Annotated in this window: 20 protein-coding genes; 6 read left to right on the forward strand and 14 right to left on the reverse strand. The window is 66.2% G+C overall.

The genetic code is table 11. The annotated features are described in order from the left end of the window. Positions 1–91: 91 nt before the first annotated feature. The 5 genes from ntrX to dusB are packed head-to-tail and all read right to left on the reverse strand — an operon-like array spanning position 92 to position 7,439. On the reverse strand, positions 92–1,483 hold the full coding sequence (gene ntrX / locus HNW77_RS05645; protein ID WP_172155969.1) for a nitrogen assimilation response regulator NtrX: 1,392 nt from the start codon (positions 1,481–1,483) through the stop codon (positions 92–94). Further along, complete coding sequence (locus HNW77_RS05650) at positions 1,473–3,686, reverse strand: sensor histidine kinase NtrY-like (protein ID WP_408886764.1); 2,214 nt, start codon at positions 3,684–3,686, stop codon at positions 1,473–1,475. Before HNW77_RS05650 ends, ntrX begins: the two co-directional genes overlap by 11 nt. A 50-nt stretch (positions 3,687–3,736) precedes the next feature. After that, a complete protein-coding gene (ntrC, locus tag HNW77_RS05655; RefSeq protein ID WP_172155973.1) occupies positions 3,737–5,188 on the reverse strand; it encodes a nitrogen regulation protein NR(I) in 1,452 nt (483 codons plus the stop codon). 47 nt (positions 5,189–5,235) lie between these two features. Further along, complete coding sequence (locus HNW77_RS05660; protein WP_172155975.1) at positions 5,236–6,381, reverse strand: two-component system sensor histidine kinase NtrB; 1,146 nt, start codon at positions 6,379–6,381, stop codon at positions 5,236–5,238. Beyond that, complete coding sequence (gene dusB / locus HNW77_RS05665; protein ID WP_172155977.1) at positions 6,378–7,439, reverse strand: tRNA dihydrouridine synthase DusB; 1,062 nt, start codon at positions 7,437–7,439, stop codon at positions 6,378–6,380. Before dusB ends, HNW77_RS05660 begins: the two co-directional genes overlap by 4 nt. 258 nt (positions 7,440–7,697) lie before the next feature. Between dusB and ispF the strand changes: the two genes are divergently transcribed. After that, positions 7,698–8,867: a 2-C-methyl-D-erythritol 2,4-cyclodiphosphate synthase gene (gene ispF, locus HNW77_RS05670; RefSeq protein WP_338033776.1), complete on the forward strand. Its 1,170-nt coding sequence runs from the start codon at positions 7,698–7,700 to the stop codon at positions 8,865–8,867. Positions 8,868–8,938: 71 nt separating this feature from the next. Here the strand turns inward: ispF and HNW77_RS05675 are convergent, their stop codons facing one another. The 7 genes from HNW77_RS05675 to fzlA all read right to left on the reverse strand — a co-directional run bounded on the left by HNW77_RS05675 (position 8,939) and on the right by fzlA (position 18,145). Next, positions 8,939–9,700, reverse strand: coding sequence for an ATP12 family chaperone protein (locus tag HNW77_RS05675; protein ID WP_172155981.1), 762 nt, complete (start codon positions 9,698–9,700; stop codon positions 8,939–8,941). After that, positions 9,697–12,183: an AsmA family protein gene (locus HNW77_RS05680; protein WP_172155983.1), complete on the reverse strand. Its 2,487-nt coding sequence runs from the start codon at positions 12,181–12,183 to the stop codon at positions 9,697–9,699. The genes HNW77_RS05675 and HNW77_RS05680 overlap by 4 nt, the downstream gene beginning before the upstream one ends. A gap of 31 nt (positions 12,184–12,214) precedes the next feature. Further along, on the reverse strand, positions 12,215–13,192 hold the full coding sequence (locus tag HNW77_RS05685) for an RluA family pseudouridine synthase (RefSeq protein WP_172155985.1): 978 nt from the start codon (positions 13,190–13,192) through the stop codon (positions 12,215–12,217). Further along, positions 13,189–14,574, reverse strand: coding sequence for a replication-associated recombination protein A (locus tag HNW77_RS05690; RefSeq protein WP_172155987.1), 1,386 nt, complete (start codon positions 14,572–14,574; stop codon positions 13,189–13,191). The genes HNW77_RS05685 and HNW77_RS05690 overlap by 4 nt, the downstream gene beginning before the upstream one ends. Positions 14,575–14,863: 289 nt before the next feature. After that, the gene (locus HNW77_RS05695; RefSeq protein WP_172155989.1) at positions 14,864–16,240 is read right to left on the reverse strand and encodes an MBOAT family O-acyltransferase; all 1,377 of its coding nucleotides are present in this window, start codon (positions 16,238–16,240) and stop codon (positions 14,864–14,866) included. Next, positions 16,241–17,473: a BaiN/RdsA family NAD(P)/FAD-dependent oxidoreductase gene (locus HNW77_RS05700; protein WP_172155991.1), complete on the reverse strand. Its 1,233-nt coding sequence runs from the start codon at positions 17,471–17,473 to the stop codon at positions 16,241–16,243. 3 nt (positions 17,474–17,476) lie between these two features. Further along, a complete protein-coding gene (gene fzlA / locus HNW77_RS05705; protein ID WP_172155993.1) occupies positions 17,477–18,145 on the reverse strand; it encodes an FtsZ-binding protein FzlA in 669 nt (222 codons plus the stop codon). Positions 18,146–18,324: 179 nt separating this feature from the next. Between fzlA and minC the strand changes: the two genes are divergently transcribed. The 3 genes from minC to minE all read left to right on the forward strand — a co-directional run bounded on the left by minC (position 18,325) and on the right by minE (position 20,259). Continuing rightward, positions 18,325–19,059 carry a septum site-determining protein MinC gene (gene minC / locus HNW77_RS05710; RefSeq protein ID WP_172155995.1) on the forward strand — a complete coding sequence of 245 codons (735 nt, stop codon included), beginning with the start codon at positions 18,325–18,327 and terminating at the stop codon, positions 19,057–19,059. Positions 19,060–19,171: 112 nt separating this feature from the next. Next, complete coding sequence (minD, locus tag HNW77_RS05715; RefSeq protein ID WP_172155997.1) at positions 19,172–19,984, forward strand: septum site-determining protein MinD; 813 nt, start codon at positions 19,172–19,174, stop codon at positions 19,982–19,984. Continuing rightward, on the forward strand, positions 19,984–20,259 hold the full coding sequence (gene minE / locus HNW77_RS05720; protein ID WP_172155999.1) for a cell division topological specificity factor MinE: 276 nt from the start codon (positions 19,984–19,986) through the stop codon (positions 20,257–20,259). The genes minD and minE overlap by 1 nt, the downstream gene beginning before the upstream one ends. Before the next feature lie 25 nt (positions 20,260–20,284). Here minE and HNW77_RS05725 read toward each other — a convergent pair whose 3' ends face one another. Further along, positions 20,285–20,959, reverse strand: coding sequence for a GntR family transcriptional regulator (locus HNW77_RS05725; protein ID WP_078526452.1), 675 nt, complete (start codon positions 20,957–20,959; stop codon positions 20,285–20,287). 249 nt (positions 20,960–21,208) lie between these two features. On the opposite strand from HNW77_RS05725, the gene HNW77_RS05730 reads away from it, so the two are divergent. Next, positions 21,209–21,775 (forward strand): ferritin-like domain-containing protein, encoded by a 567-nt coding sequence (locus HNW77_RS05730; RefSeq protein WP_172156001.1) that lies wholly within the window; start codon positions 21,209–21,211, stop codon positions 21,773–21,775. A 112-nt stretch (positions 21,776–21,887) separates the two neighbouring features. Further along, positions 21,888–23,348, forward strand: a complete 1,461-nt coding sequence (gene aldA / locus HNW77_RS05735) for an aldehyde dehydrogenase (protein ID WP_172156003.1) — start codon at positions 21,888–21,890, stop codon at positions 23,346–23,348. 104 nt (positions 23,349–23,452) lie between these two features. Here aldA and coaA read toward each other — a convergent pair whose 3' ends face one another. Beyond that, the gene (gene coaA / locus HNW77_RS05740) at positions 23,453–24,430 is read right to left on the reverse strand and encodes a type I pantothenate kinase (protein ID WP_172156005.1); all 978 of its coding nucleotides are present in this window, start codon (positions 24,428–24,430) and stop codon (positions 23,453–23,455) included. Between the last annotated feature and the right edge of the window lie 150 nt (positions 24,431–24,580).

The following is a 24,580-nucleotide window of genomic DNA, read 5'->3' on the forward strand; positions in this document are numbered from 1 at the left end:
AACACGGCACAGTCACGTGTCATGCTACGGCGTTGCCACCATCCGTATCACGGTTCGTTGTCTAGCAGGCATGCGTCAGGTGGGCAAAAGCTCATCCTGCGTTGCGATCCTCCGATGTCACGCCCAGTTGCTTGAGCTTGCGGTGCAGCGCACTGCGCTCCATGCCCACAAAGCCTGCGGTACGGCTGATGTTCCCCCCAAAACGCAAAAGCTGCGCCTGAAGATACTGGGTCTCGAACAGATCACGCGCCTCGCGCAGCGGCAGGCTCATCACATCCTCGTCAGAATCGAACTTGAGCAGCGCGGGCGCCCCGTCTCCCACGGTGGAAGGCAGCATGTCCGCCCGGATGGGGTCGGTGCTGTTGCCCGGCATCATGATCAGCAGGCGTTCCATCAGGTTGCGCAGTTCGCGCACGTTGCCCGGCCACTCGTAGCTCTGCAGCGCCGCAATGGCATCGCCTGAAAGCTCGCGCAGCGGCAGGCCCGCATTTTCAGCCGCGCGGTCAAGGAACATGCGGGCTAGCTCGGGGATGTCCTCGCGCCGCTCGCGCAGGCTGGGAATGCGCAGCGGCACGACGGCGAGGCGGTAGTACAGATCCTCACGGAAGCGCCCGAGCCCGATCTCGGCCTGCAGGTCGCGGTTGGTGGTGGCGAGCACGCGCACATCCACCTTCACCCGCCGTGACCCGCCAAGCCGCTCAAACGTCTGGTCCTGCAGCGCGCGCACGATCTTGCCCTGCGTTTCAAGCGGCATGTCGGACACTTCATCAAGCAGGAGCGTGCCGCCATGCGCGCGCTCGAGCACCCCCGTGCGCCGCCCCGCGCCATCATCGCTGCCTTCGATGCCGAACAGTTCCTCCTCAAACCGGCCCGGGGCCAGGGTGGCGCAGTTCAGCGCAATGAACGGCCCCTCCGCACGGCGGGAACTGGCATGGATCATCCGTGCCGCCACTTCCTTGCCGGTGCCCGCCGCCCCCGATATCAGCACGCGCGAGCCGGTCGGCGCCACGCGGTCGATCTGGTTGCGCACGGCGGCAATGGCGGCGCTGCGCCCCTCGAGCACGGTGCCCGAGCCCGCGCGCAGGCGCAGCTCGGCATTCTCGCGCGCAAGGCGCGAGGCCTCGAGCGCGCGGCGCACCACCACGAGCAGCCGGTCGGCCTGGAAGGGTTTTTCAATAAAGTCGTAGGCGCCGTGCTGCAGGGCGGCCACGGCGGTCTCGATGGTGCCGTGGCCCGAGATCATGATGACCGGGACGGACGGCTCCTCCTTGTGCAGGACATTGAGAATGCCCAGCCCATCAAGCCGTGAACCCTGCAGCCAGACATCGAGCACCACCAGCGCGGGCCGGCGCTCGCGGAAGGCGGCAATGGCGGAATCGGAATCGGCCGCCAGCCGCGTTTCATATCCTTCATCGGCCAGAATGCCTTCGATAAGGAGCCGTATATCCGGCTCATCATCGACGATCAGGATTTCATGCCCCATGGTCGTCCTTTATCGGCAAAATCAACGTCGACACAGCTCCCCTGCCCCCGGCATTGTCCTCAAGCCCGATGCTGCCGCCATGATCTTCAAGAATCTTCTTGACGATCGCAAGACCCAGGCCGGTTCCCTTGGGCTTGTGCGTCACATAGGGCTCGGTCAGCCGGGCGCGATCCTCGACCGGCAGCCCGATCCCGTCATCCTCGACGCGCAGGCGAACATGCGCGCCGTCATTTTCCAATGTAATACGGATGTGGCCGATCACGCCATCCCCGCCCGGCACCACGCCGGAGGCACGCATGGCAATGGCGTCGGCCGCGTTCTGCAACAGGTTGGTCAGCGCCTGGCCCACCAGCCTGCGGTCGCAGCGCACGATCGGCCCCCGGTCGGGCAGGTCCACGTCATAGACCAGCTCGGGGTGGGCGTTGCGTTGCAGGATCAGCGCCTCGCGCACGATGCGCGAAAGGTCCTCGTTGCGCATGACGGGCTGCGGCATGCGGGCGAAGGCGGAAAATTCATCCACCATGCGCCCGATATCGCCCACATGGCGGATGATGGTGTCCACGCATTGCACGAACGTATCGGGGTCGGATGAAATCTCGCGCAGGAAGCGGCGCTTGAGCCGCTCGGCCGCAAGCTGGATGGGGGTGAGCGGGTTCTTGATCTCATGGGCGATGCGGCGCGCCACGTCCGCCCAGGCCGCCTTGCGCTGCGCCACCTGCAGGGCTGTTATGTCATCAAACGTAACCACATAGCCCTCGGCCGAGACACCGGCCACGCTGCCCTGCATTTCCGCGCCGATTCGCACCAGCAGCGTGCTGGCCCGCCCCCCGGTGAGCACCTGCACCTCGCCCGTCAGTTCGCGCGCGCCGTCATGGGCGATGCGGTCGAGCATGTCGGCAAGTTCGGGCACCACCTCGATCAGGGGCAGGCCCACGCACTCGGCCATATCACGGTGCAGCAGCACGCTGGCCGCCCGGTTGGGCAGTTCGATCATGCGCTGCGAGTCCAGCCCGATCACCCCTGCCGAAACACCGGACAGCACGGCCTCGGTAAAGCGGCGACGTTCATTGATCTGGTTGTTGGCCTGGATCAGTTCGGCGCGCTGGGTGGCAAGCTGCGTGGTCATGCGGTTGAAGGCGCGTGACAGGCTGGCCACCTCGTCATCACGATCGCCCTCGGGCACGTTGCTGTCGAGATCGCCCTTGCTCACCCGCTCGGATGCCAAGATGAGCAGGCCGAGCGGGCGCACGATCTGGTTGGCCAGCATCAGCCCGATCAGGATGGCAGCGCCGAGCACCAGCACCGCCACGAGCGCGAAGATGAGCACGAAGGTGAACTGGATCTTGCCACGGTTGCCATTGAGGCGCTGGTAGTCGGCCACCACCTGCTCGGTCCGGTGCATGTGCTCGAGGATGTCGGGGTCGACGGGGCGGGCGATCATGAGCATGAGCGGCGGCGTATCGCCCAGCGTCACCACCGCGCGGACGGTCTTTTCATCCGCCGAGTCCAGGATCGCGATCTCGTTGGTGCGGGCCATGAGGGTGGCGGCGGGCGGCGGCAGGTCCTTCATGTTGGCGGCCCGCCCCATCAGCCCGCCCGAGGCCACGACCGTGTTTGTGAACGGGTCGTACACCACCGCCACGTCCAGCCCGCGCAGGGTGGCCTGCGAATCCAGCACCTGCGAGAGCGCATCGGGGTTGTGCAGCAGGTCATCGCCCGACCCGGCCAGCGCGGTCTGGGCACTGACCAGATAGTTGGCCAGCGAGAAGGCCTCGGTGCGGATATTGGCGTTATGCTCCTGCAGGTAGCCGCGCGAGGTTTCCAGCGCCTCGTTCAGCGCGGTGTTCACCCGGTCGCTGAACCAGATCTGGATGCCATAGTGAAAGAACACGGCGGCAAACGTGCCCACCACGATGGTGGGCGCCACCGCCACGATGCCGAACAGCGTGACCAGCCGCACATGCAGCCGCGCCCCCGCCAGCCCGCTGCGCCGCTCGGCCAGCACGCGGCCCACCTTCTCGGTCAGCGAGGTGGCCAGCAGCAGCAGCACCAGGAAGTTGAGGATGAACACCAGCGCCTGGATCTGCGGGTGGTGGGCCAGCGAGTTGCCGCCCGACAGCACCACGAAGGTCGCCACCCCCAGCACAAGGGCCAGCAGCACCAGCACCAGCGCCACGTTGCGGCGCACGAGCATGTCGAGCATGCGCCGCGCCAGGCGGTAGGCTACACCGGGGCGCGACGGGGCGGACATGGTCATGCCCCTCCGCGCACCACGGGAATGTCGAGATCGCGGATCTTCTTGCGCAGCGTGTTGCGGTTGAGCCCCAGCATGGCGGCGGCGCGGATCTGGTTGCCGCGCGTGGCCGAGAGCATCATGGCAATGAGCGGGCGCTCCACCTCGGCAATCACCTTGTCATAGATATCGCTCATGGGCATGTCGTCCTGCCCGGCCCTTGCCGCGAGGAAGCGCCTGAGATGGCGCTCGACCGCCTCGGCCAGGGTTTCGGTGCTGCTGCCCTCGCCCGGCGCGCCACTGTTGCTGACTTCGGCGAGTTCGGCATCGATGATGTCGGCCCCGATGCTCTCCTGCGGGTGGAGCGCGGTGATGCGGCGCATCAGGTTTTCAAGCTCGCGCACGTTGCCCGGCCAGCGATAGGCCTGCAGGCGGGTCATGGCCTCCTCATCCAGCACGCGCACATTGCCCGCGCCATCGGCGTTCTCGTTGAGGAAGTGCCGCGCGAGCAGCGGAATGTCCTCCACCCGCTCACGCAGGGGGGGCAGGCGCATGGGCACCACGTTCAGGCGGTAGTACAGATCCTCGCGGAACGTGCCCTCGCGGATGGCCTGGCGCAGGTCGCGGTGGGTGGCGGCGATGATGCGCACATTGGCGCGGATGGGCACGGTGCCGCCCACGGTGGTGAACGCGCCATCCTGCAGCACGCGCAAGAGCCTTGTCTGGGCCTCGGGCGGCATGTCGCCAATCTCGTCAAGGAACAGCGTGCCGCCCGCCGCCTGCTCGAAGCGCCCCGCCACCCGGCTGGTTGCCCCCGTAAAGGCCCCGCGCTCGTGGCCGAACAGTTCGCTCTCGATCAGGTTGCGCGGAATGGCGGCCATGTTGATGGCCACGAACGGCCCGGTGCGGCGCGGCCCGTAATCATGCAGGGCGCGGGCGACCAGTTCCTTGCCGGTGCCGCTCTCGCCCGTAATCATCACGGTCAGGTCCGATGTCGTCAGCCGCGCGATGATGCGGTAGATGTCCTGCATCACCACCGAGCGTCCGATGAGCGACATCTGCTCCTCCGGCCGGGGGGCGACCACCGCGGGCTGCACCGGCATGGCGGGGGTGGCCAGCGCGCGGGCGACCACGGCCAGCACTTCCTTGAGGTCAAAGGGCTTGGGCAGGTATTCGAACGCGCCGCGCTGCGTGGCCTTGACCGCTGTCATGAGCGTGGACTGCGCACTCATCACCACCACCCTGAGGTCGGGGCGGATTCGGCGGATGCGCGGGATCAGGTCCAGCCCGTTCTCATCAGGCATGACCACATCGGTAATCACGAGGTCGCCCTCGCCTTCCTCCACCCACTGCCACAGGGTGGAGGCCTGGGCCGTGGCGCGGACCTGGTAGCCCGCGCGGCCAAGCGCCTGGCTCAGCACCGTGCGGATGGAGCGGTCATCATCGGCAACAAGAATGGTCGGCAGCGACATACGCTATAAATCTCTCAACTCTGGAATTCCCTCAACTCCGGCGGGCTTCAGGGCGTGCCCCGGTCTTCGGTCACGACAGGCAGGTGCAGCAGGACCTCGGTGCGGCCGGGGCGGCTTTCCACCTCGATCACGCCGCCATGGTCGCCCACGATCTTGCCTGCAAGCGCAAGCCCCAGCCCGCTGCCCGTGGTCTTGGTGGTGAGGAACGGCTCGAACAGGTGCGGGCGGATATTCTCGGGAATGCCCGGCCCGTTATCGCGCACCGAGACCAGCAGCGGCAGTTGCACGCGCTGGCTGCCCGCCCCGGTGGAAACCCAGATGCCGGGGCGGTAGCTGGTGGTGAGCGTGATCTGCGGCAGCGCGTCGCCTTCGGAGTGGTCGTGCAGGGCCTCGGCGGCATTTTTCACCAGGTTGAGCAGCACCTGCACCAACTGGTCGCGGTTGCCCCATACTGGCGGCAGCGAGGGGTCATAGACTTCCTCAAAGCGGATATCGGCGGCAAAGCCCTGCTGGGCCAGCCTGCGCACATGCTCGAGCACGCGGTGGATGTTGACCGGCCTGCGCTCGAGCGGTCGGTCGCTGAACATGTCCATCCGGTCCACGAGGTCGCGGATGCGGTTGACCTCGTCCTGGATCAGCACGGCCAGTTCGCGGTCTGATTCCCCCACCGAGGTTTCAAGCAGTTGCGCCGCGCCCCTGATGCCCGAGAGCGGGTTCTTGACCTCATGCGCCAGAATGGCGGCCATGCCCGCAACGCTGCGCGCCGCCGAGCGGAAGGTAAGCTGGCGGTCAAGCACGCGCACGGCGGAGAAATCATGGAACGTCAGCGCAACCGAGCCCGGCTCCTCCAGCACGGGAGCGCCCTGCACGGTCACGCCCTCATGGCGCAGGCGCGGGCTTTCGAGCGTGACCTCGTGCTCGACCACGGTATGATCCTGTGCGCGCACCTGCTCCATGAGCAGGAAGAGCGGGCTGTCACCAGGCAGGATGTCGGTCAGGCGCATCTGCACCAGATGCGCGCGCGACATGCCAAAAAACGGCTCGGCGGCGCTGTTGACGTAGCCAATGGCGTTATCGGCGCGCACCACCATCACCGGCAGGGCCAGCGAATCGAGTATGACCCGCCCGTTGCCCGTTACGTTATCGGGCGCGCAGGGCACATGGCCGGACGGGGCGGGCGGGGGATGGTTCATGCCGCGCGGGCTGCGGCGCGTTCCGCCTCCACGGTGGAGGGGCGTGGCCCGCGCACATGGCCTGCCGCGATCTGCCCGTCATAGAATTCATGGATCATGCCGATCACGCCATCGACCGTGTCCATCTTGTTGACAGCGGCGCGGAACCCCGCCGAACCGGGCAGCCCCGCCGAGTACCAGGACACATGCTTGCGGGCCAGCCGCAGGCCCGGATGGGCGCCAAAATGGTCGATCATCATGCCGTAATGCTTCAGCACGATGGCTTTTTCCGCCACCAGGTCCGGCTCGGGAATATCCTCGCCATGCATGAGCGCGCGCGCCACCTGGGCCAGGAACCACGGGCGGCCATAGCAGCCACGCCCGATCATGACCCCCTGCGCGCCCGAGCGCGCGAGGGCCACGCGGGCATCCTCCACGCTCAGGATATCGCCATTGACGATAACCGGCAGGTCCACCGCATCGACCACGTTGCGCACGAAATGCCAGTCCGCCGTGCCGTTATAGAACTGCTGGCGGGTGCGGCCGTGCACGGTTACCATGCGAATGCCCGATTCCTGTGCAATCCGGGCCAGCGTGGGGGCATTAAGGCTGTTATGGTCCCAGCCCATGCGCATCTTGAGCGTTACGGGCACATCGACCGCACGCACCACGCCCTCCAGCAGGCGGCCGGCATGGGCCTCGTCACGCATCAGGGCGGAACCTGCAAGCTGGCCCACCGCCACTTTCTTGACCGGGCAGCCGAAATTGATGTCGATGATGTCCGCCCCGCGATCAACCGCGATCCGTGCCGCCTGGCCCATCGCCTCGGGGTCGCACCCGGCTAGCTGCACGGAATTGGGGCCATCATCTGCCACTTCGGCCATGCGCAGCGTGGTCTCGTTCTCGCGGATCATGGCCCATGACGCGATCATCTCGGATACCACCAGCCCTGCCCCGAGGCTGCGCGCCAGCCTGCGGAACGGCAGGTCGGTCACGCCCGCCATGGGGGCGAGAATGACCGGCGCCCTGAGGATGACCCCGCCACCCAGATCAATGGGCGAGAGCAGTTGAGACGACATGAAACCCTACTTCCCCGCCGGCTTTCCAGCCGCATGCGGCAACGTGGAAACAGGCCAGCTACATTATCCATCAAGAATGCTTATGATTTAGGCAGAATACCTGCTCCCGCCGCCCCGTGCAATCAGCTTCGGGGCATGCCACGAACATTTTTGCCTGATCGAACCGGGCTGAAAAAGCCGCCTGTCACCACCCGCACATTGCCCCTGCCCGCGCACAATGCTTGACGCGCGGCCCACATGGCCGCATTGCTCCGCATCATGCGTGTTGCAGCCATTCTTCTCGCCGCGGGCCAGGGCAGCCGGTACAGCGCCCAGACCGCGACCCCCGTCGCCAAGCAGTATGTCACGCTCGGCGGCTGGCCCGTCATCCGCCACGCGGCGGATGCCCTTGCCCCTCATGTCGGCCTCATCCAGCCGGTGGGCGATCCCGCCCTGCTGGCCCGTGCGCTTGAAGGCTTTGCGCCCGAAGGCTGCGTCATCCTGCCCGTGGTGCCCGGTGGCGAGACGCGCCAGGCCAGCGTGCGCGCAGGGCTTGAGGCGCTTGACCGCCTGCCCGGGGCCGAGCGCCCCGACCTGGTGCTGATCCATGACGGCGCGCGCCCCTACGTGCCCGCCAGCGTGACCGAGGGCGTGATTGCCGCACTCGCCGGGCATGCGGGCGTGATCCCTGCCGTGCCGGTGGCCGATACCATCAAGCGCGCAAAGGATGGCATCATTACCGATACCGTGCCGCGCACCGACCTGTTCCGCGCCCAGACGCCGCAGGGCTTCCGCTTTGGCCTGCTGCGCGACCTGCACCGCGCCGCCCAGGCCGCCGATGCCACCGATGACGCCGCCCTGCTTGAAGGCGCGGGCCACCCCGTGGCCATCGTGCCGGGTGCGGAAGACAACATCAAACTGACCTACAAGGAGGATCTGGTGCGACTGGAACGCCTGATCGGCCCGACCCTGCTGCCGCGCACCGGCACGGGCTACGACGTGCATGCCTTTGCCGAGAACCGTCCGCTCATCATGTGCGGCATCACCGTGCCGCACACGCGCGGCCTGGCTGGCCACTCCGATGCGGATGTGGGCATCCATGCGCTATGCGATGCCATTTACGGCGCCCTGGCCGAAGGCGATATCGGCCGCCACTTCCCGCCCAGCCAGAATGAGTGGAAGGATGCGGACAGCGCGCGCTTTTTAGTGCATGCAGGCGAGCGCATCCGCGCGCGCGGCGGCATGCTGGTCAATGCCGATGTGACGCTGATCTGCGAGCGCCCCAAGATCGGCCCGCATTCCGAGGCGATGCGCGCCCGCCTTGCCGAACTGCTCAAGGTTGATGTCGATCGCATCTCGGTCAAGGCCACCACCTCCGAGCGCCTCGGCTTTACCGGCCGCGAGGAAGGCATCGCCTGCCTGGCCAGCGCCACGGTGCTGGTGCCCTGAGGCGGGGATGAAACAGAAATAAAAGTTCAGGCGCTGCCTTTATTCAGGAAGGCAGCGCCCAAAAACTTTTATCACTCAGCCCGGCACAACTGAAGGAAGCGGGCTGCATCTTCCACTTCCGCCGCCTGCGCGCACAGGGCTTCGAGCAGTTTCGCGTCCTTGCCCCAGAGGTCCATCTGGCTGCGCTCGTCCACGCTGGCAATCTCGGCAGCCTTTGCCGCAGGCAACGCGCCGGTTACCACCATAAGCCCCAGCACGATGCTTTTCATCGCAGGCACCATCACGCCAAGCGCCGCCAGGGCCGCGTTATCCATTGGCATGAGCAGTGCCCGCCATGCGTCATGCACGGCAGGCGACTGCACGAGCGGCATGATGCCCGTTGTCACCGCCATGTCGATGCCGTGGCGCGCGCGCAGCCACGCAAGCTGCGGGTCCCATTCCGCCTGCTGCTGCCTGCACAGGGGGGCCGGATAATCCGCGCGGTAGCACAGCAGTTCCCCATCCACGTAATGCAGCAGGGCCGCGACCTGGGCTTGCGGGTCAGGGGCCACGCGCTCGATCATGGTGCCCGCGATGCGCGTCATGGGCAGGTCATCGGGCGTGAAATGACCGCCCTTTTCCCCGCCTGCCTGCGCCCATTCATCGGCAATGGCCTGTGCCAGCGCACGCGAGGGCACGCATAGCGGCGTGCCGCCGGGCAGGCGGATGCCCCGCCCGTCGAGTTCCACGCCAAAGCCGCCACCGGCAACCGCGCTGATCGCGCTCGCGGCCCAGAACCGCCGGCGCTGGCCTGCGGTCTGGGGCGTGGGGGGGCGTACGCCGTCCTTCATCATTTCAGGATGCCCAGCCCCTTGAGCAGCCCGCCCACCTTCTTCACGTCGGGCGACGCCTTGGAATTGCCAATCAGGCCAGCCGCGCCATTCGCACCACCTTCCGCCTTGGGCGCTGCCGTGGTGGGCTCGGGGCCGGTCGCGCCTTCACGCGCGGCCTTGAGGGTGGCCGGGCACGGATCGGCCACGGCATTGCTGTTCGAGCCGCCCAGAAGCAGGCCGATGGCATAGCGCCCGTCAGAGCCTGCATCCATCTTGGGGCGCGGCGCGCTGAGCGTGCCCCCCACGCGCAGCGGCACGGAAGCCCCGGTGCCACTGATCATGAGTTGCGGCACCAGGTGCAGGTCAAGCGCCTGCGAGACCATGCCCACCGTGCCCTTGCCGGTCACGGTCAGCGCATTGGTCTGCACGCCGATGGTATCGACATTGGCCGTGCCATCGGCCATGGCCATGTGCAGGCCGAAGCAGCGCAGCGCGATCGGGCCGGAACCCAGGGCACCACGCGCGGCATCACCCAGCAGTTCACCCAGCGCGCTGCCGCTGACCGTGCCATTGACCATCGACACGCCCAGATGCCCGTTCATGCCGTTACGCAGTTCGGTGCGGGTGTTGCCCTGCGTCCTGACCGAACCCACGACCTGCAGCGCGCCCTGCACCATGTTCGAAAGCCCGGCCTTGCTCTCCAGCCAGGCGGCGGGCAGCACCAGCGTGCCGATCGTGCCTGAAACGGTGGGGGGCCTGCCCGCCGTCGCATCGACCTCGAACTGCCCCGACAGGCGGCGGCCCGTGCCTTCGGCCTGCAGGGGGTCAACCTTCAGCACGCCGCTGCGCAGGTTGATGTGGGTCAGGGCGTTGCGGTACGTATCGCCCTCGAATTCCATCTGCGCAACGCTTACGCGCAGGTCCATGTCGAGCTTGCGCAGTTCATCAAACGGCAGGGCCTCATCATTGGTTCTGGCCTGCGCGGGCGCCGCCGTGACCCCTTTCGCATCCGCGCTCGCGGGCGGGCCCATCAGGGCATCGGCATTGAGCCAGCTTGCATCGATCGCGCCACTGACCAGCGGCACCCCGCCCGCGCCGCCATGCACGGACAGGTCAAGCCCGCCCTTGAGCGCAAGCTGCGTGCTCTTGACCACCAGGTCGGAAAGCTGGAAATGCGCGCCGTTATCCTCGCTGACCAGATGGGTCGAGGCATCGAGATGATCGAGCACCGCGCCATTGGGCAGCGGCAACTGCCCGGCCGAGGCCGTGACATTGACCACCGCGCGCGAGCCACCAAGCGTGCCCGCCACCCGCAGCGAGCCCGGTTCACCCGACAGGTCGAGTGACAGCGGCAGCGCCTCGGCCAGGTGCGACATCACCGCCGCATCAAGCTGCTGGAGCGAGCCGAGGGTTCCGGTCAGCTTCAGCCCCTTGCCCTGGAACTGGCCCTGGCTGTTGATGGTGACCGCATCCTTCGGCCCCGGCGCATCGATCGACAGGCCCTGCAGGGTCAGGCCCGACAGGTACTGCCCCGCATCGACCGCGCCCGTATCGAGATGCAGGGAGTTGAGCAGCGGTGTGCTGCCTTCCTTGTCGGCCGCGCTCCCGTCAACCACGTTGGCCTTGAGTGTCAGGCGGCGCACGTCGGGCAGGCTCAGCCCCGGTACGAAGGCGTCAATCGCCTTGAGGCTGGCGATGTTGCCATCAACCGTGACGTTATAGCCCTTCATGTGGTCGGGGTCGGCCACGGTGCCGTCAAGCGCCACCTGACCCACCGGCTCGCCGCCAGCCTTGAAGGCGGCCTTGAGCGCCACCGGCCAGCCCGAGCGCGCGGTGGAGGTGAGGTTGATCGCCCCCGTATGCCCCGCCAGCGTAAAGCTGCCGGTCTCGTTATGGCCCGCAACATCGATCTCGGGCTTGCTGCCATCCACGTCGGTCAGGTTGATGTGGTCGAGCACCACCTTGCCCTTGCTGCCCGAGAGGCGGTCATCCCAGTCCACATCGGCATTGCTGATGCGGATGCTGCCGATCTGCACCTTCCAGTCCGATGCTGCCTGCTGGGTTGCGGCATCAGGCTTTGCGGTGGCCTGCGCGCCGGTGGGTGCAAGGCGCCAGTTGGCCATGCCCTGTGCGGTACGCTCGAGGTGGATGACCGGATGGTCGAGCTTCAGGCCATCAAGCTGGATCTCGTGATGCAGCAGCGCCATCAGGCCAACGCTGGCCTGCAGCCTGTCTGCCGTGACCATGTCGGTATAGGCCCCGCCCGCCATGTCCGACAGGCCCACATCCTTCACCGACAGCGACAGGGTGGGAAAGACGCTGAACTCCAGCGCGCCCATGCGCACCTGCCGGCCGGTCTGCTTTTCAAGCGCGGCGATGGCCTTGGCGCGCACGGCATCGGGGTCGAGCATGGATTTGAGCACCAGCCCCCCGCCGCCCGCTATCACCACAAGGGCGACCGCGCCCCCGATCAGGATCCGTTTTGCATTTCCGTTCTGTGCCATCTTACTTCCTGTCCTGTGGTGCCGGGCGGCGTTATTTGCGCCGGGCCGGGGCGGCGGCCGGGGCAACGAACCCGATCTGCCTGAATGTCTCGCGCATGTGGGGCGAAAGCTCCGCTTCGACCACAAGCGTGCCGCCCGCGGGGTGCGGCAGTTCCAGCCTGCGGGCATGCAGGTGCAACCTATCGGTAAAGCCGGTGACATGCGCCTTGTCACCACCGTATTTCGGGTCGCCCAGTATGGGGTTGCCCAGCGCCTCGCAATGCACGCGCAACTGGTGGGTGCGGCCTGTCAGCGGCGAGAGTGCGAGCCACGACATCTTGCGCGCCGCCGCGTCCACCACCTCGTATTCCGACAGGGCATGCACCGCATCCGGATCACCCCGCTCGGCCACCACGCTGATGGCCCCGGCCCCAGCGCCCAGCTTGGTCAGGGGCTGGTCGATGATGCCGGTGGCCGGCGAAGGCCGCCCCACCACCACGGCCCAGTAAACCTTGTGCACGTCACGCCCGCGAAAGGCGGCGGCAAGCTTTGCGGCAACGCCGGGCGTGCGGGCAACCAGCAGCAGGCCCGACGTATCGCGGTCGATGCGGTGGACAAGGCGGGGGCGCGGGTCATCGGGGCTGTCACGCAGGCCATCGAGCAGCGCGTCGATATGGTGGGTGATGCCGGGGCCACCCTGCACGGCAATGCCCGCGGGCTTGTTGAGCACGATCACATGGTCATCGCGGTAGATGACCATCTTGTTGATCTCGCGCACCTGCCGCTCATCAAGCGGCCTGACCGCAAGCGGCGGGGGGCGGCTGGCGTTGGGGATGGGCGGCACGCGCACGGCCTGCCCCGGCGCCAGACGGGTGGCGGCAGTAACGCGCCCGCCATCCACGCGCACCTGCCCCGTGCGGCACAGCTTTTGTAGCGCGCCCTGCGTCAGGTGCGGGTAATGCCTGCGGAACCAGCGGTCGAGGCGGATATCGGCTTCGTCATCGCTGACGGTAAGGGTAACGACACTCATGACCCACGGCTTTCGCGCACTCTGTTCCAACTGTCCAGCCGTCGCGCGACTTCGCGTTCATATCCCCGGTCGGTCGGCTGGTACAGTTTCGGCCTGCGCATGCCATCGGGGAAGTAGTTCTGCCCCGATATGCCGCCCTCCGTATCATGGTCGTATTCATAGCCCTTGCCGTAGCCGATATCCTTCATCAGCGCGGTGGGCGCGTTGAGGATATGCGCTGGCGGCATGAGGCTGCCGGTGGCGCGCGCGGCCCGGCGGGCCATGTTGTAGCCCTTGTACACCGCATTCGACTTGGGCGCCGTGGCCAGATGCACCACGAGTTGCGCCAGCGCCAGCTCACCCTCCGGCGAGCCGAGGCGCTCAAAGGTTTCCCACGCCGCCACGGCCAGCGGCAGGGCCTGGGGATCGGCCATGCCGACATCCTCGGCGGCGAAGCGGGTGAGCCTGCGGGCGATGTAGCGCGGGTCCTCGCCACCTTCGAGCATGCGGGCAAACCAGTAGAGTGCTGCATCGGGGTCGGAGCCGCGCAGGGATTTGTGCAGCGCCGAGATGAGGTTGTAATGCTCCTCGCGGTCCTTGTCGTACAATGCCGCGCGGCGGGCGAGCAGGCGCGACAGGGCGGCGGAATCAAGCGCCTCGCGCTGCGGCGGCAGGGCCAGAAGCTGCTCGACCATGTTGAGCAGGTAGCGCCCGTCGCCATCGGCCATGGCACGCAGGGTTGCGCGGGCCTCGGGCGTAAGCGGCAGGGGCTTGCCGGTCGTGGCCTCGGCGCGCTCGAGCAGTTGCTCCATCGCCGCATCATCAAGCCGGTGCAGCACCAGCACCTGACAGCGTGAGAGCAATGCGCTGTTGAGCGCAAAGGACGGATTCTCGGTCGTGGCGCCGACCAGCACCACCGTGCCATCTTCGACCACCGGCAGGAAGCCATCCTGCTGGGCGCGGTTGAAGCGGTGGATTTCATCAACGAACAAAAGCGTGCCGCCACCCGAAGCCGCCGTGCGCCGGGCCTCCTCAAACGCGCGCTTGAGGTCGGCCACACCCGAGAACACGGCCGAAAGCTGCACGAAGCGCAGCCCGGCAGCGGCAGCGAGCAGGCGGGCGATGGTGGTCTTGCCCACGCCCGGCCCGCCCCACAAAATCAGGCTGGCAAGCGAGCCGCGTGCGAGCATCTGCCGCAGGCTGCCATCGGGGCCGAGCAGGTGGTCCTGGCCCACCACCTCATCGAGCGTGATGGGGCGCAGGCGGTCGGCCAGGGGCTGGTTGCGGGCAGGCTGGGCGCAAGGAGCCTGCGGAAACGCGACAGGGCCACGCGCGGAGGGCGGGGCCGCGTTGCCAAACAGGTCCGCCGGGCCATCATCCATGCTGTCTCGCCTGCCTGCCATATGCTCCTGCCTGTACGTGGTGCAACCGTGCCCCATTATGGGCTGTATCTGCATAGATTGGGAAGCATCATGGCCAATACCAGTGCCGGTTGTATGATACTGGCGGATATTATCTTGAAAAACGGGGGTTTCTGAAGCTTTTTGAAAAAAGCTTCACCAAAAACTTCCTTCTGGTTTTGAAATTTTATGGTTTGAGTAATGGGCAACATGCATGGTGCACCATATCCGCAGAATAAAAGTTTTTGGGTGCCGCCTTTTTTCAAAAAGGCGGTGTAATCTGGACCAGTCTTCAGAACTGGAAGTAGATGAACGCCTCCGGCGGCCTGCCGCCGACCAGAAACACCAGCAGCACGAAAGCGATCCCGGCTGCCACCGCAAGCCAGGGCGCGGGCCGCACGCGCTCCAGCACCACCTGCTGCGAGGCGGGGCCAATCACCGCAATAACCAGCGCAAGGCCCAGCACCACGGGGTGCGCCACCGCCACGCTGCTCCCGCCATGCGCACCTGCCATCCCCGCCAGCATGCGCCCTGCCGTGGGCAGGTCGGCGGCGCGGAACACCACCCATGTCAGCAGCACGAAGCCCATGGTCAGCGCGTAGCCCATGCCCCGTGGCAGGACGCGCCCGGTGCGGTCCCATGCATGCGCTGTGGCGAGCGCTGCGCCATGCAGCAGGCCCCAGAGCAAGAAATTCCACCCCGCGCCATGCCACAGCCCGGCCAGCCCCATGGTGGCCATCACGTTCACTGCCTGCCGCGCGGGCGCGCAGCGGTTGCCGCCCAGCGGGATATAGACGTAATCACGCAAGAAGCGTGACAGCGTCATGTGCCACCGCCGCCAGAAGTCACGCACCGATACGGCGCGGTAGGGCGCATTGAAATTGAACGGCAGGCGGATGCCCATCATCAGCGCCATGCCGATCGCCATGTCCGAATAGCCGGAGAAATCGAAATAGATCTGGAGCATGAAGCTGACTGCCGCCAGCCACGCCGCCCCCAGCGCCGGGGCATGGCCCATGTGGGCGGCCTCGAACACCGGCGTGCACACGCTGCCCAGCGTATCGGCCAGCCCCACCTTCTTGCCCAGCCCCACCAGCAGCAGCAGGAAGCCGCGGCCAAGGTTCTCCCACAGGGCCGGGCCGCGCGGGCTGGCATCGAATTGCGGGATCAGTTCGTTATGCCGCACGATGGGGCCGGCCACGAGTTGCGGGAAGAAGGTCACGAACTCCACAAAATCCGCCAGCCGGTACACCCGCGCCTGTCCGCGCCCGAGGTCAACAAGGTAGGAGATTTTCTGGAACACGAAAAACGACAGCCCCAGCGGCAGGATGATCGGCCACGGCACGGGCGCCCGCCCCATGGCCGCCAGCACGCCGCCTGCCACCCAGCCCGCGTATTTGAAGCCGAACAGCACCGCAAGGTTGCCCGCAATACCCAGCCACAGCCAGCCCCGCCACCGCGTGCGCCCCCACAGCACGGCAACACCCTGGCTGAAGCCGGTCATGCCCAGCAGGAAGGGCACGAACCGCCAGTCCCACAACCCGTAAAAGATCAGCGATGCGGCAATGAGCACGGCCTGGCGGGCGGCCCTGCTGGCGGCGACGGCATAATACAGCCCCAGCACCACCGGCAGGAAAAGGAGCAGGAAGGGCTGGCCCGCAAACAGCATTCAGCCGCGACGTGCAGCCACGGCCTGCCCGGCCGCATGCCCGCTGGCCCATGCCCACTGGAAGTTGTAGCCCCCCAGCCAGCCGGTCACGTCCACCGCCTCGCCCACCATGAACAGCCCCGGCACGTCACGCGCCTCCATATCACGCGAGGAGAGGCAGGCCGTATCCACGCCGCCGCGCGTGACCTCGGCCTTCACGTAGCCTTCCGTGCCATGCGGGTTGAGCCGCCAGGCCCCAAGCATGCCAGCCGTATCGGCCAGCACCGAATCGGGCAGGCCCGCAAGCTGGCCCTCAGGCAGGCAGGACTGCGCGAAAAGCTGCGCCAGGCGCTGCGGCAGCAGCATGGACAGCATGGCAACCCCGCCCGCGCGCGGGCGGTCGCGCTTGATCTCGAGCAGGCGGGCCGCCGCATTGATGCCGGGCAGCAGGTCGATCTCGAGCGCCTCGCCCGGCTGCCAGTACGATGACGCCTGCAAGATGGCAGGCCCCGACAACCCGCGATGGGTGAACACCATGCCATCGCGGAAGGTGACATGCCGCGCCTGCCGCCCCGCGCCCTCATGGCAGGTAATGCCCACCGTAACCGACAGCCCGGCCAGCGGCTCCATCCACTCCCGGTCGCGCGCGCCAAAGGTCAGCGGCACGAGCGCGGGCGCCGGGGCCACCACGCGCAGCCCGAAACGGCGCGCGAGATCATGCGCCAGCCCCGTGGCGCCCAGCTTGGGAATCGACAGCCCGCCGGTGGCCACGATCAGGCTCGGGGCATGGAACACGCCGTGGTCGGTCTCGACGCGGTACTGCCCCGCCCCGTCCCGCGCCACGTCGATGATGCGGTGCGACAGGCGCATGTCCACCTGGCCTGCCGCACATTCGCGCATGAGCATGTCCACGATGTCGCGCGCCGAACGGTCACAGAAGAGCTGCCCCGCCGCCTTCTCGTGCCACGGAATGCGGTGGCGCTGGACAAGGGCCAGGAAATCGGCGGGCGTGTACCGCGCCAGCGCCGATTTGGCAAAATGCGGATTGGCGGACAGGAACTGCCCCGCCCCCGCATCCATGTTGGTGAAGTTGCACCGCCCCCCGCCCGAGATGAGGATCTTGCGCCCCGCGTGCTGCGCATGGTCAAGCACCACCACGCGTGCGCCACCCTGCCCTGCCGTGGCAGCCGCCATGAGGCCCGCGGCCCCCGCGCCCAGCACGATGGCATCATGGCCCGCGCCCTGCATTGTCATGCGCTAGAAATCCAGGTCCGCGTAATGGGCGGGCGGCGTAAAGCCCGAGATCCGGTCCTGCAGCACGGAGCGGAAGCACGGCCTGCTCTTGACGCGGGCGTACCAGTCCTTGGCGGCAGGCGCGCGCGACCAGTCCACGTCATCAAGGAAGTCGAGGCACGACAGATGGGCCGCCGCCGCGAAATCGGCCAGCGAGAGCTGGTTGCCCGCCAGCCATCGCCGCGTTTCCGCCAGCCAGTCGATATAGGCGAGATGGGTGCGGATATTGGCATACCCCGCCCGCAGTGCCGCCCCATCGGGGTTGCCGGTGCCGGAGATGCGCTTGTACACCTTCTCGGTCAGAAGGTTGCGCGAGACCTCGCGGCCGAATTTCTCGTCAAACCACACCACCAGCCTGCGCACCTCCACCCGCTCGGCCAGCGTGCGGCCCAGCAGCGGGGTGTCGGGATAGGCTTCCTCAAGGTATTCGCAGATCACCCACGAATCCGGAATGCACAGCCCGGTATCTTCCTGCAGCATGGGCACGGTGCCGGCGGGGTTGCGGTCGAGGTAGTCGGGGCGCTGTTCCCACACACGCTCGATCTTGAGTTCAAACGGCAGCCGTTTTTCACCCATCACGAGGCGAACCTTGCGGGCATAGGGCGAAAGGGGAAGGTGGTACAGGATGCGCATGTTCCCGCTTTATTGCATTGCCACGCCCTTCGCCAAGCCCCGAGTACGCCCCATGCCACACATCCCTGCAAAACCGGTACTGCATATCCATGAAAAGACAGGATTCCCTCGACAGTCAGGCTACGGCGCGGTAGCTGAAAACAGACAGGCCCATTGACCCAGAGCAGGACAGGAACACGTTGCCAGACGAACTGCGTCCCACACCCAAGATCCGCGCCCGTGGCCGGTCCTTCCTGGCCCTGGTCCTTTCCCCCGAACCCCTGCTGGCCGACTGGCTGGCTGGCCTTGATGCGCAGATCGCGCGATCGAGCGCCTTCTTCGCGGGCAAGCCGGTCATCCTCGACCTCTCCCTGCTCGAAGCCGGGACCGAAGGGCTGGCCGAACTGTACCCCGCGCTGCGCGCGCGCGGCATCCGCATCATCGGCATCGAAGGCGGCGACACGAACTGGCCCGCCTGCGCAGGGTGGGACTGGCCCGCGGGCTTCCAGGGCGGGCGCGCCTCGGGGGCGGTGGAGATCCCTGAGGATACCGCGCCTGCCCCCCCCGAGCCCCCGCGTGGCGGCTCGCTGATCATCGAGCAGCCGATCCGCTCGGGCCAGGTGATCATGAACCCTGATGGCGACATCATCATCCTCGGCTCGGTCGGCTCGGGGGCGGAGGTGACGGCAGGGGGATCGATCCATGTCTATGGCCCGCTGCGCGGCCGCGCCATAGCAGGCATGAACGGCCAGCCCGATGCCCGCATCTTTGCCCATTCCATGCAGGCCGAACTGCTCGCGATCGACGGTTATTACATCACCGCCGAGGAAATCGACCCGCGTTATGTTGAAAAACCGGCGCAGATCATTCTCAATAATGACACACTTGTGGTCCAGCCGCTTGTGCCGCCCACCCTCAGGGGCCGCAAACCCTGAACACGCGCCTCGCCCCCGTTGCGCATCACGCGTGCCCATCCATATTACAACCGTATCCATCAGGTCATGAACAAGAAAACACCCCCCCAAAAGCGCACAAGGAACTACCCCCATGGCAAAAGTGCTGGTTGTCACATCCGGCAAGGGCGGCGTCGGCAAGACCACGTCCACCGCGGCACTCGGCGCGGCGCTGGCACAGACAGGCCAGAATGTGGTGGTGGTCGATTTCGATGTCGGGCTGCGTAACCTCGACCTGGTCATGGGGGCCGAGCGGCGCGTGGTGTTCGACCTGATCAACGTCATCCAGGGTGATGCCAAGCTCTCGCAGGCGCTGATCCGCGACAAGCGGATCGAGACGCTGTCCATCCTCCCCGCCTCGCAGACACGCGACAAGGACGCGCTGACCGCAGAGGGCGTGGCCAGCGTGATGGCGCAGCTGCGCGAAAAGTTCGACTGGGTGATATGCGACAGCCCCGCAGGCATCGAGCGCGGCGCGCAGCTGGCCATGTACCATGCCGACCACGCCATCGTGGTGACCAACCCCGAGGTCTCGTCGGTGCGTGACAGCGACCGCATCATCGGCATGCTCGACAGCACCACCGAGAAGGCCAAGGGCGGCGGCAAGATCGAGAAGCACCTGCTGCTCACCCGCTATGACCCCGCCCGCGCCGCCCGGGGCGAGATGCTGCGCATCGAGGACGTGCTCGAGATCCTGTCCATCCCGCTGCTTGGCATCATCCCCGAAAGCGAGGAAGTGCTGCGCGCCTCCAACCTCGGCGCGCCGGTGACCCTGAGCAGCCCCGACAGCCCCCCCGCCCGCGCCTATGCCGAAGCCGCGCGCCGGCTGGAAGGCGAGAAGCTGGAAGTGACCGTGCCGGTTGAACGCAAGGGCCTGCTGGCACGCCTGTTCAAGGGGAAAAGCTGATGAGCCTGTTCGGTTCCTTCTTTGGCCGCAGTTCCAAGACCTCGGCCCCGGTGGCGCGTGACCGCCTGCAGATCCTGCTGGCGCATGAGCGCACCGGCAATGGCAATGAATCCGACCTGCTGAACAAGCTGCAGGCCGAAATTCTTGAAGTCATCAAGCGGCATATCGCCGTTGATCAGGACAAGGTTCAGGTCAAGCTGGACCGGGGCAATTCCGTCTCGATGCTCGAGATCGACATCGAGGTGCCGCAGATGCGCCACTCGGGCCAGCCATAAGGCTGGCCCCTGGCCACCGCGCCGGTTACGACAGGCGGGGCTCGATCCAGCGCCGCGCATGCTCGAAATCGCGCGTGACCGCCGCCTGCGCCGCGGTCACGTCGCGCTGGCGCAGGGCGGTGATCAGGTCTTCATGCGGGTGGGTGCGGCCTTCGTGCTCGGCCTGGATCATCGGGCGCGACAAAGCATAGATCGGCCCGATCCGCATCCACAGGTTGCGCAGGATGTTGGCCGTAAGCGGCAGTTCGGCCAGGGCTGCGACCGTGGTATGAAAATCGGCGTTGAAAGCCGCCATGCCCCCGTCATCACGCGCGCGTGAGGCATCCATGAACTGGTGCTGCAAGATGACCAGCGCCTCGATGCCGTGGGTGGAGGCACGCTGGGCGGCGGCGGCGGCAAGGCGCATTTCAAGATCCATCCGCAGGTCATGGATCTCGGCAAAGCTGCGCTGGGTCATGGCGGGCACGATGGCGGTGTTGCGATCATTGAGTTCCAGCGCATGCTCGGACACAAGCCGCAGCAGCGCCTCGCGCACGGGCGTGGGGCTCAGCCCGAGTTCAGCGGCAAGCGGACGCAGGACCAGCCGTTCGCCAGAGCGATACCGGCTACGGATCAACCCACGACGCACATGATCATAGGCTTCCTCGCTCAAGGCGCGGCGGGGAAGCTTTTCGGGCTGGCCTGCGGTGAATGCTACCATGCGCTTGAGTCATCCTTAATGCAAATAGGTCTTATTAATTCAGATCAATAATGATCTGAACGTGAATGGCAACGCCTGTACATGCGAAAAACCTGCCTGAGCCCCCATTTTCTCGGGTTTATGGGCGTTTTGTCATGAAAGGCGGCCCATTTGGGGGGAACCACGCGCTCTTTCGGCCCGTTACTGCGGCAATCACCTATCAACACGCATGCGGCCCGCCGCGTGCCAACGACTACAGGGAAACCCGTCATGGCCGACAGTGCTGGCAATACCTTCCTCACCGATGTGAAGACCCTGCGTGAACGCGCGAAGAAAGCAATCGAGAAAGGCGCGCTCACCCCTGCCTATCAGGGCAATGTGCAGACGGCCATCGACCTGTTGCAGACCGTGGTGGCGACCGAGCTTGTGTGCGTGCTGCGCTATACGATGCATTCCATCTCCGTCGAGGGCTTGACCAGCGAGAGCGTGGCCGCCGAGTTCGCCACCCACGCCAAGGAAGAACGCGCCCATATGATGTGGGCTGCCGCGCGCATCGACCAGCTTGGCGGCGTGCCCGACCTCTCGCCCGAGGGGTTGGCCACCCGCTCCGCCAGCGAATACGGCAGTGGCGGCAACCTCGTTGAGATGGTGCGCCAGAACCTGGTGGCCGAGAGGCTGGTGATCGAACATTACCGTGAACTGATCCGCTATTTTGCCGATCACGACCCCACAACGCGCATCATGCTCGAAAAGATCCTGGCGGAAGAGGAAGAACACGCAACCGACATGCACGACCTGCTCGTGGCCCATGAGGGGCGTCCGTTCCTGCAATCCTGACCACACGCCTGCCATTGCCATACGCCGCGCGCATCCACCCTGCCCCCTGCAACGGGGCACGGGTGGCCTTGCCGCGCGCCCTTGCCTGTTAACAAAAGGAGAATACCGGACCATGATCCATATCTCGGCCCGACCAAGAACCTACGACCTGTTCATCAACGGGAACTGGCGCAAGCCCGGCAGTTCCGGGCACGACACCATCCACAACCCCGCCACGGGCGATGTGCTGGCCAAAGTGGCCGTTGCCACCGAAGCGGATGTGCAGCATGCGCTCGAGGCCGCGCAGGCGGCTTTTCCCGCATGGAGCCGGCGCGTTGCGACCGGGCGGGCCGACACCCTCTACCGCCTGATTGAACTGATACGGCGCGACAGCGAAAAACTGGCCCGCATCATCACCTCGGAGAACGGCAAGCCGCTGAAGGAAGCCCGCATCGAGGTGGGGTTTGCCATCGAACTGATCCGCTTCGCCGCCGAGAACGTGCGCCGGCTTGAAGGCAACATCATTCCCGGCAGCCGGCCCGGCGAGAAAATCCTGATCGAGAAGATCCCGCACGGCGTGGTGGCGGGCATCTCGGCATGGAATTTTCCGCTGGCACTCACCGCGCGCAAGCTTGGCCCGGCATTGGCCGCAGGCAACACGTTCGTCATCAAGCCGCATGAACTCACCCCGCTTTCCACCTTCGCGCTGGCTGAACTCTCGGTTGAGGCGGGCTTCCCCAAGGGCGTGTTCAATGTCGTGACCGGGGGCGGCGCCACGGTAGGCAATGCGCTGGTGACCAACCCCATCACCAAGCTCATCACCATGACCGGCAGCACGCCCGCGGGCCGCAAGATCATGGCCGCCGCCTCCGAAGGGCTGAAGGAAGTGCGCCTTGAACTCGGCGGCAAGGCCCCGTTCATCGTGATGGAGGATGCCGATATTGAAAAGGCGGTAGACGCCGCCGTGGCCGCGCGCTTCATGAATTGCGGGCAGGTCTGCACGGCCAATGAGCGCACCTATGTGCACACCGCCGTGTATGACGAATTCCTCACCCGCCTGCGCACGAAGGTAGCCGCGCTGAAAACCGGCGACCCGCTTGATGAAGCCACCGACATGGGCCCCAAGATCAGCGCCGCCGAACTCGAGAAGGTCGATGCCATCGTGCAGAAAGCCATCGGGCAGGGGGCGAAGGTCGAACTCGGCGGCAGGCGCCTGACCGGGGGCGCGTATGATGCGGGCCACTTCTACGCCCCTACCCTGCTGACCGGGGTCACGGCGGAGATGGACATTGCGCAGGACGAAGTCTTCGGCCCCGTGCTGTCGCTGATCCGGGTGAAAGACTTTGATGATGCCATCGCCCAGGCCAACAACTCGCGCTATGGCCTGTCGGCCTACATGTTCACGCAGAACCTCAGCAACATCATGCGCATGACCAACGAACTGAACTTTGGCGAGATCTACGTCAACCGCGAAGGTGGCGAGGCCGCGCAGGGCTTCCATCACGGTTATGGCGATAGCGGCATCGGTGGCGAGGACGGCCAGTACGGGCTTGAAGCCTATGTCGATACCAAGACCATCTACCTCAACGCATAAGCCGCACAGGCAGGTCCCGCGCGCCAGGGCGGCCCGGAACACTCCGGGCCGCCTTTCTCATGCGCCCTGACCGAACCATAATGACCGGTCAAGACAACCCATCCTTAAATCTGGCGCATCCACACCGTATCGATCGCATGGCTGGGGCTTTTGTGCATGACCACGCGGGCGCGCTCGCGCGTGGGCAGGATGTTCTGCTGCAGGTTGGGCAGGTTGATGCGCCGCCAGATGTCGCGCGCAAGCTGCTCGGCCTCACGTTCGGGCAGGTCGGCGTAATGGTGAAAATAGGAGCCGGGCTTGCGGAAGGCGGTTTTCTGCAACAGCAGGAAGCGTTTGACGTACCAGTCCTCGATCACCTTGGTATCGGCATCGAGATAGATCGAGAAATCAAAGAAGTCGGATGCCATGAACGGCTGCTCGGACACGGTCTGGAGCACGTTCAGCCCCTCGAAGATCAGGATATCGGGCTGGTCGATCACCTGATGGCGGCCGGGCACGATATCATAGGCTTCATGCGAATAGACCGGCACCTTGAGGTTGCGCCCGCCCGCCTTGAGCGCCGAAAGGAAGCCGATCATCTGCCGCAGGTCATAACTCTCGGGGAAGCCCTTGCGGTGCATGAGGTTGCGCTTTTCCAGCGCGCGCGTGGGCAGCAGGAAGCCATCGGTCGTGACCAGCGCCACGTTCGGGTGGTCGGGCCAGCGCGACAGCACGGCCTGCAGCAGGCGGGCAAACGTGCTCTTGCCCACCCCCACGCTGCCCGCGATGCCGATCACGAACGGCATGGTCACGCCCGGCCTGCCCATGAACGCGCTCTTGACCATGCTGTTGAGGCTGCGGGTGGCCATGACATGCAGGTTGAGCAGGCGCGACAGGGGCAGGTAGATCTCGGTTATGTCTTCCAGCGAGACCGGCTCGTTATGCCCGCGCAGGGTGGCGATATCCGCCTCGCCCAGCGATTGCGGCACATTGGCGCGAAGGGCCGCCCATTCGGGGCGGGGAAAGATCAGGTAAGGCTGCACCGGGCCGGGAGCCGGATGCGTGGAGATGACGGGACGCGCGTCCAGCATGCAGTCCTCCATGCCCTTGTCCTTTCTGCTGTGGCAGCCCGCCCATGGGTGCAGGCCATCTGCCGCGTATCACCATCGCCTGCGCCAATCCAGAGATGGGCCGCCCAATTTAGCGTGTACGCCCGCCACAACCCGCCGCATTCCGCCCATCCTGACACAGAC

This window comes from Komagataeibacter melomenusus (assembly GCF_013155395.1).
GTDB lineage: Bacteria > Pseudomonadota > Alphaproteobacteria > Acetobacterales > Acetobacteraceae > Komagataeibacter > Komagataeibacter melomenusus.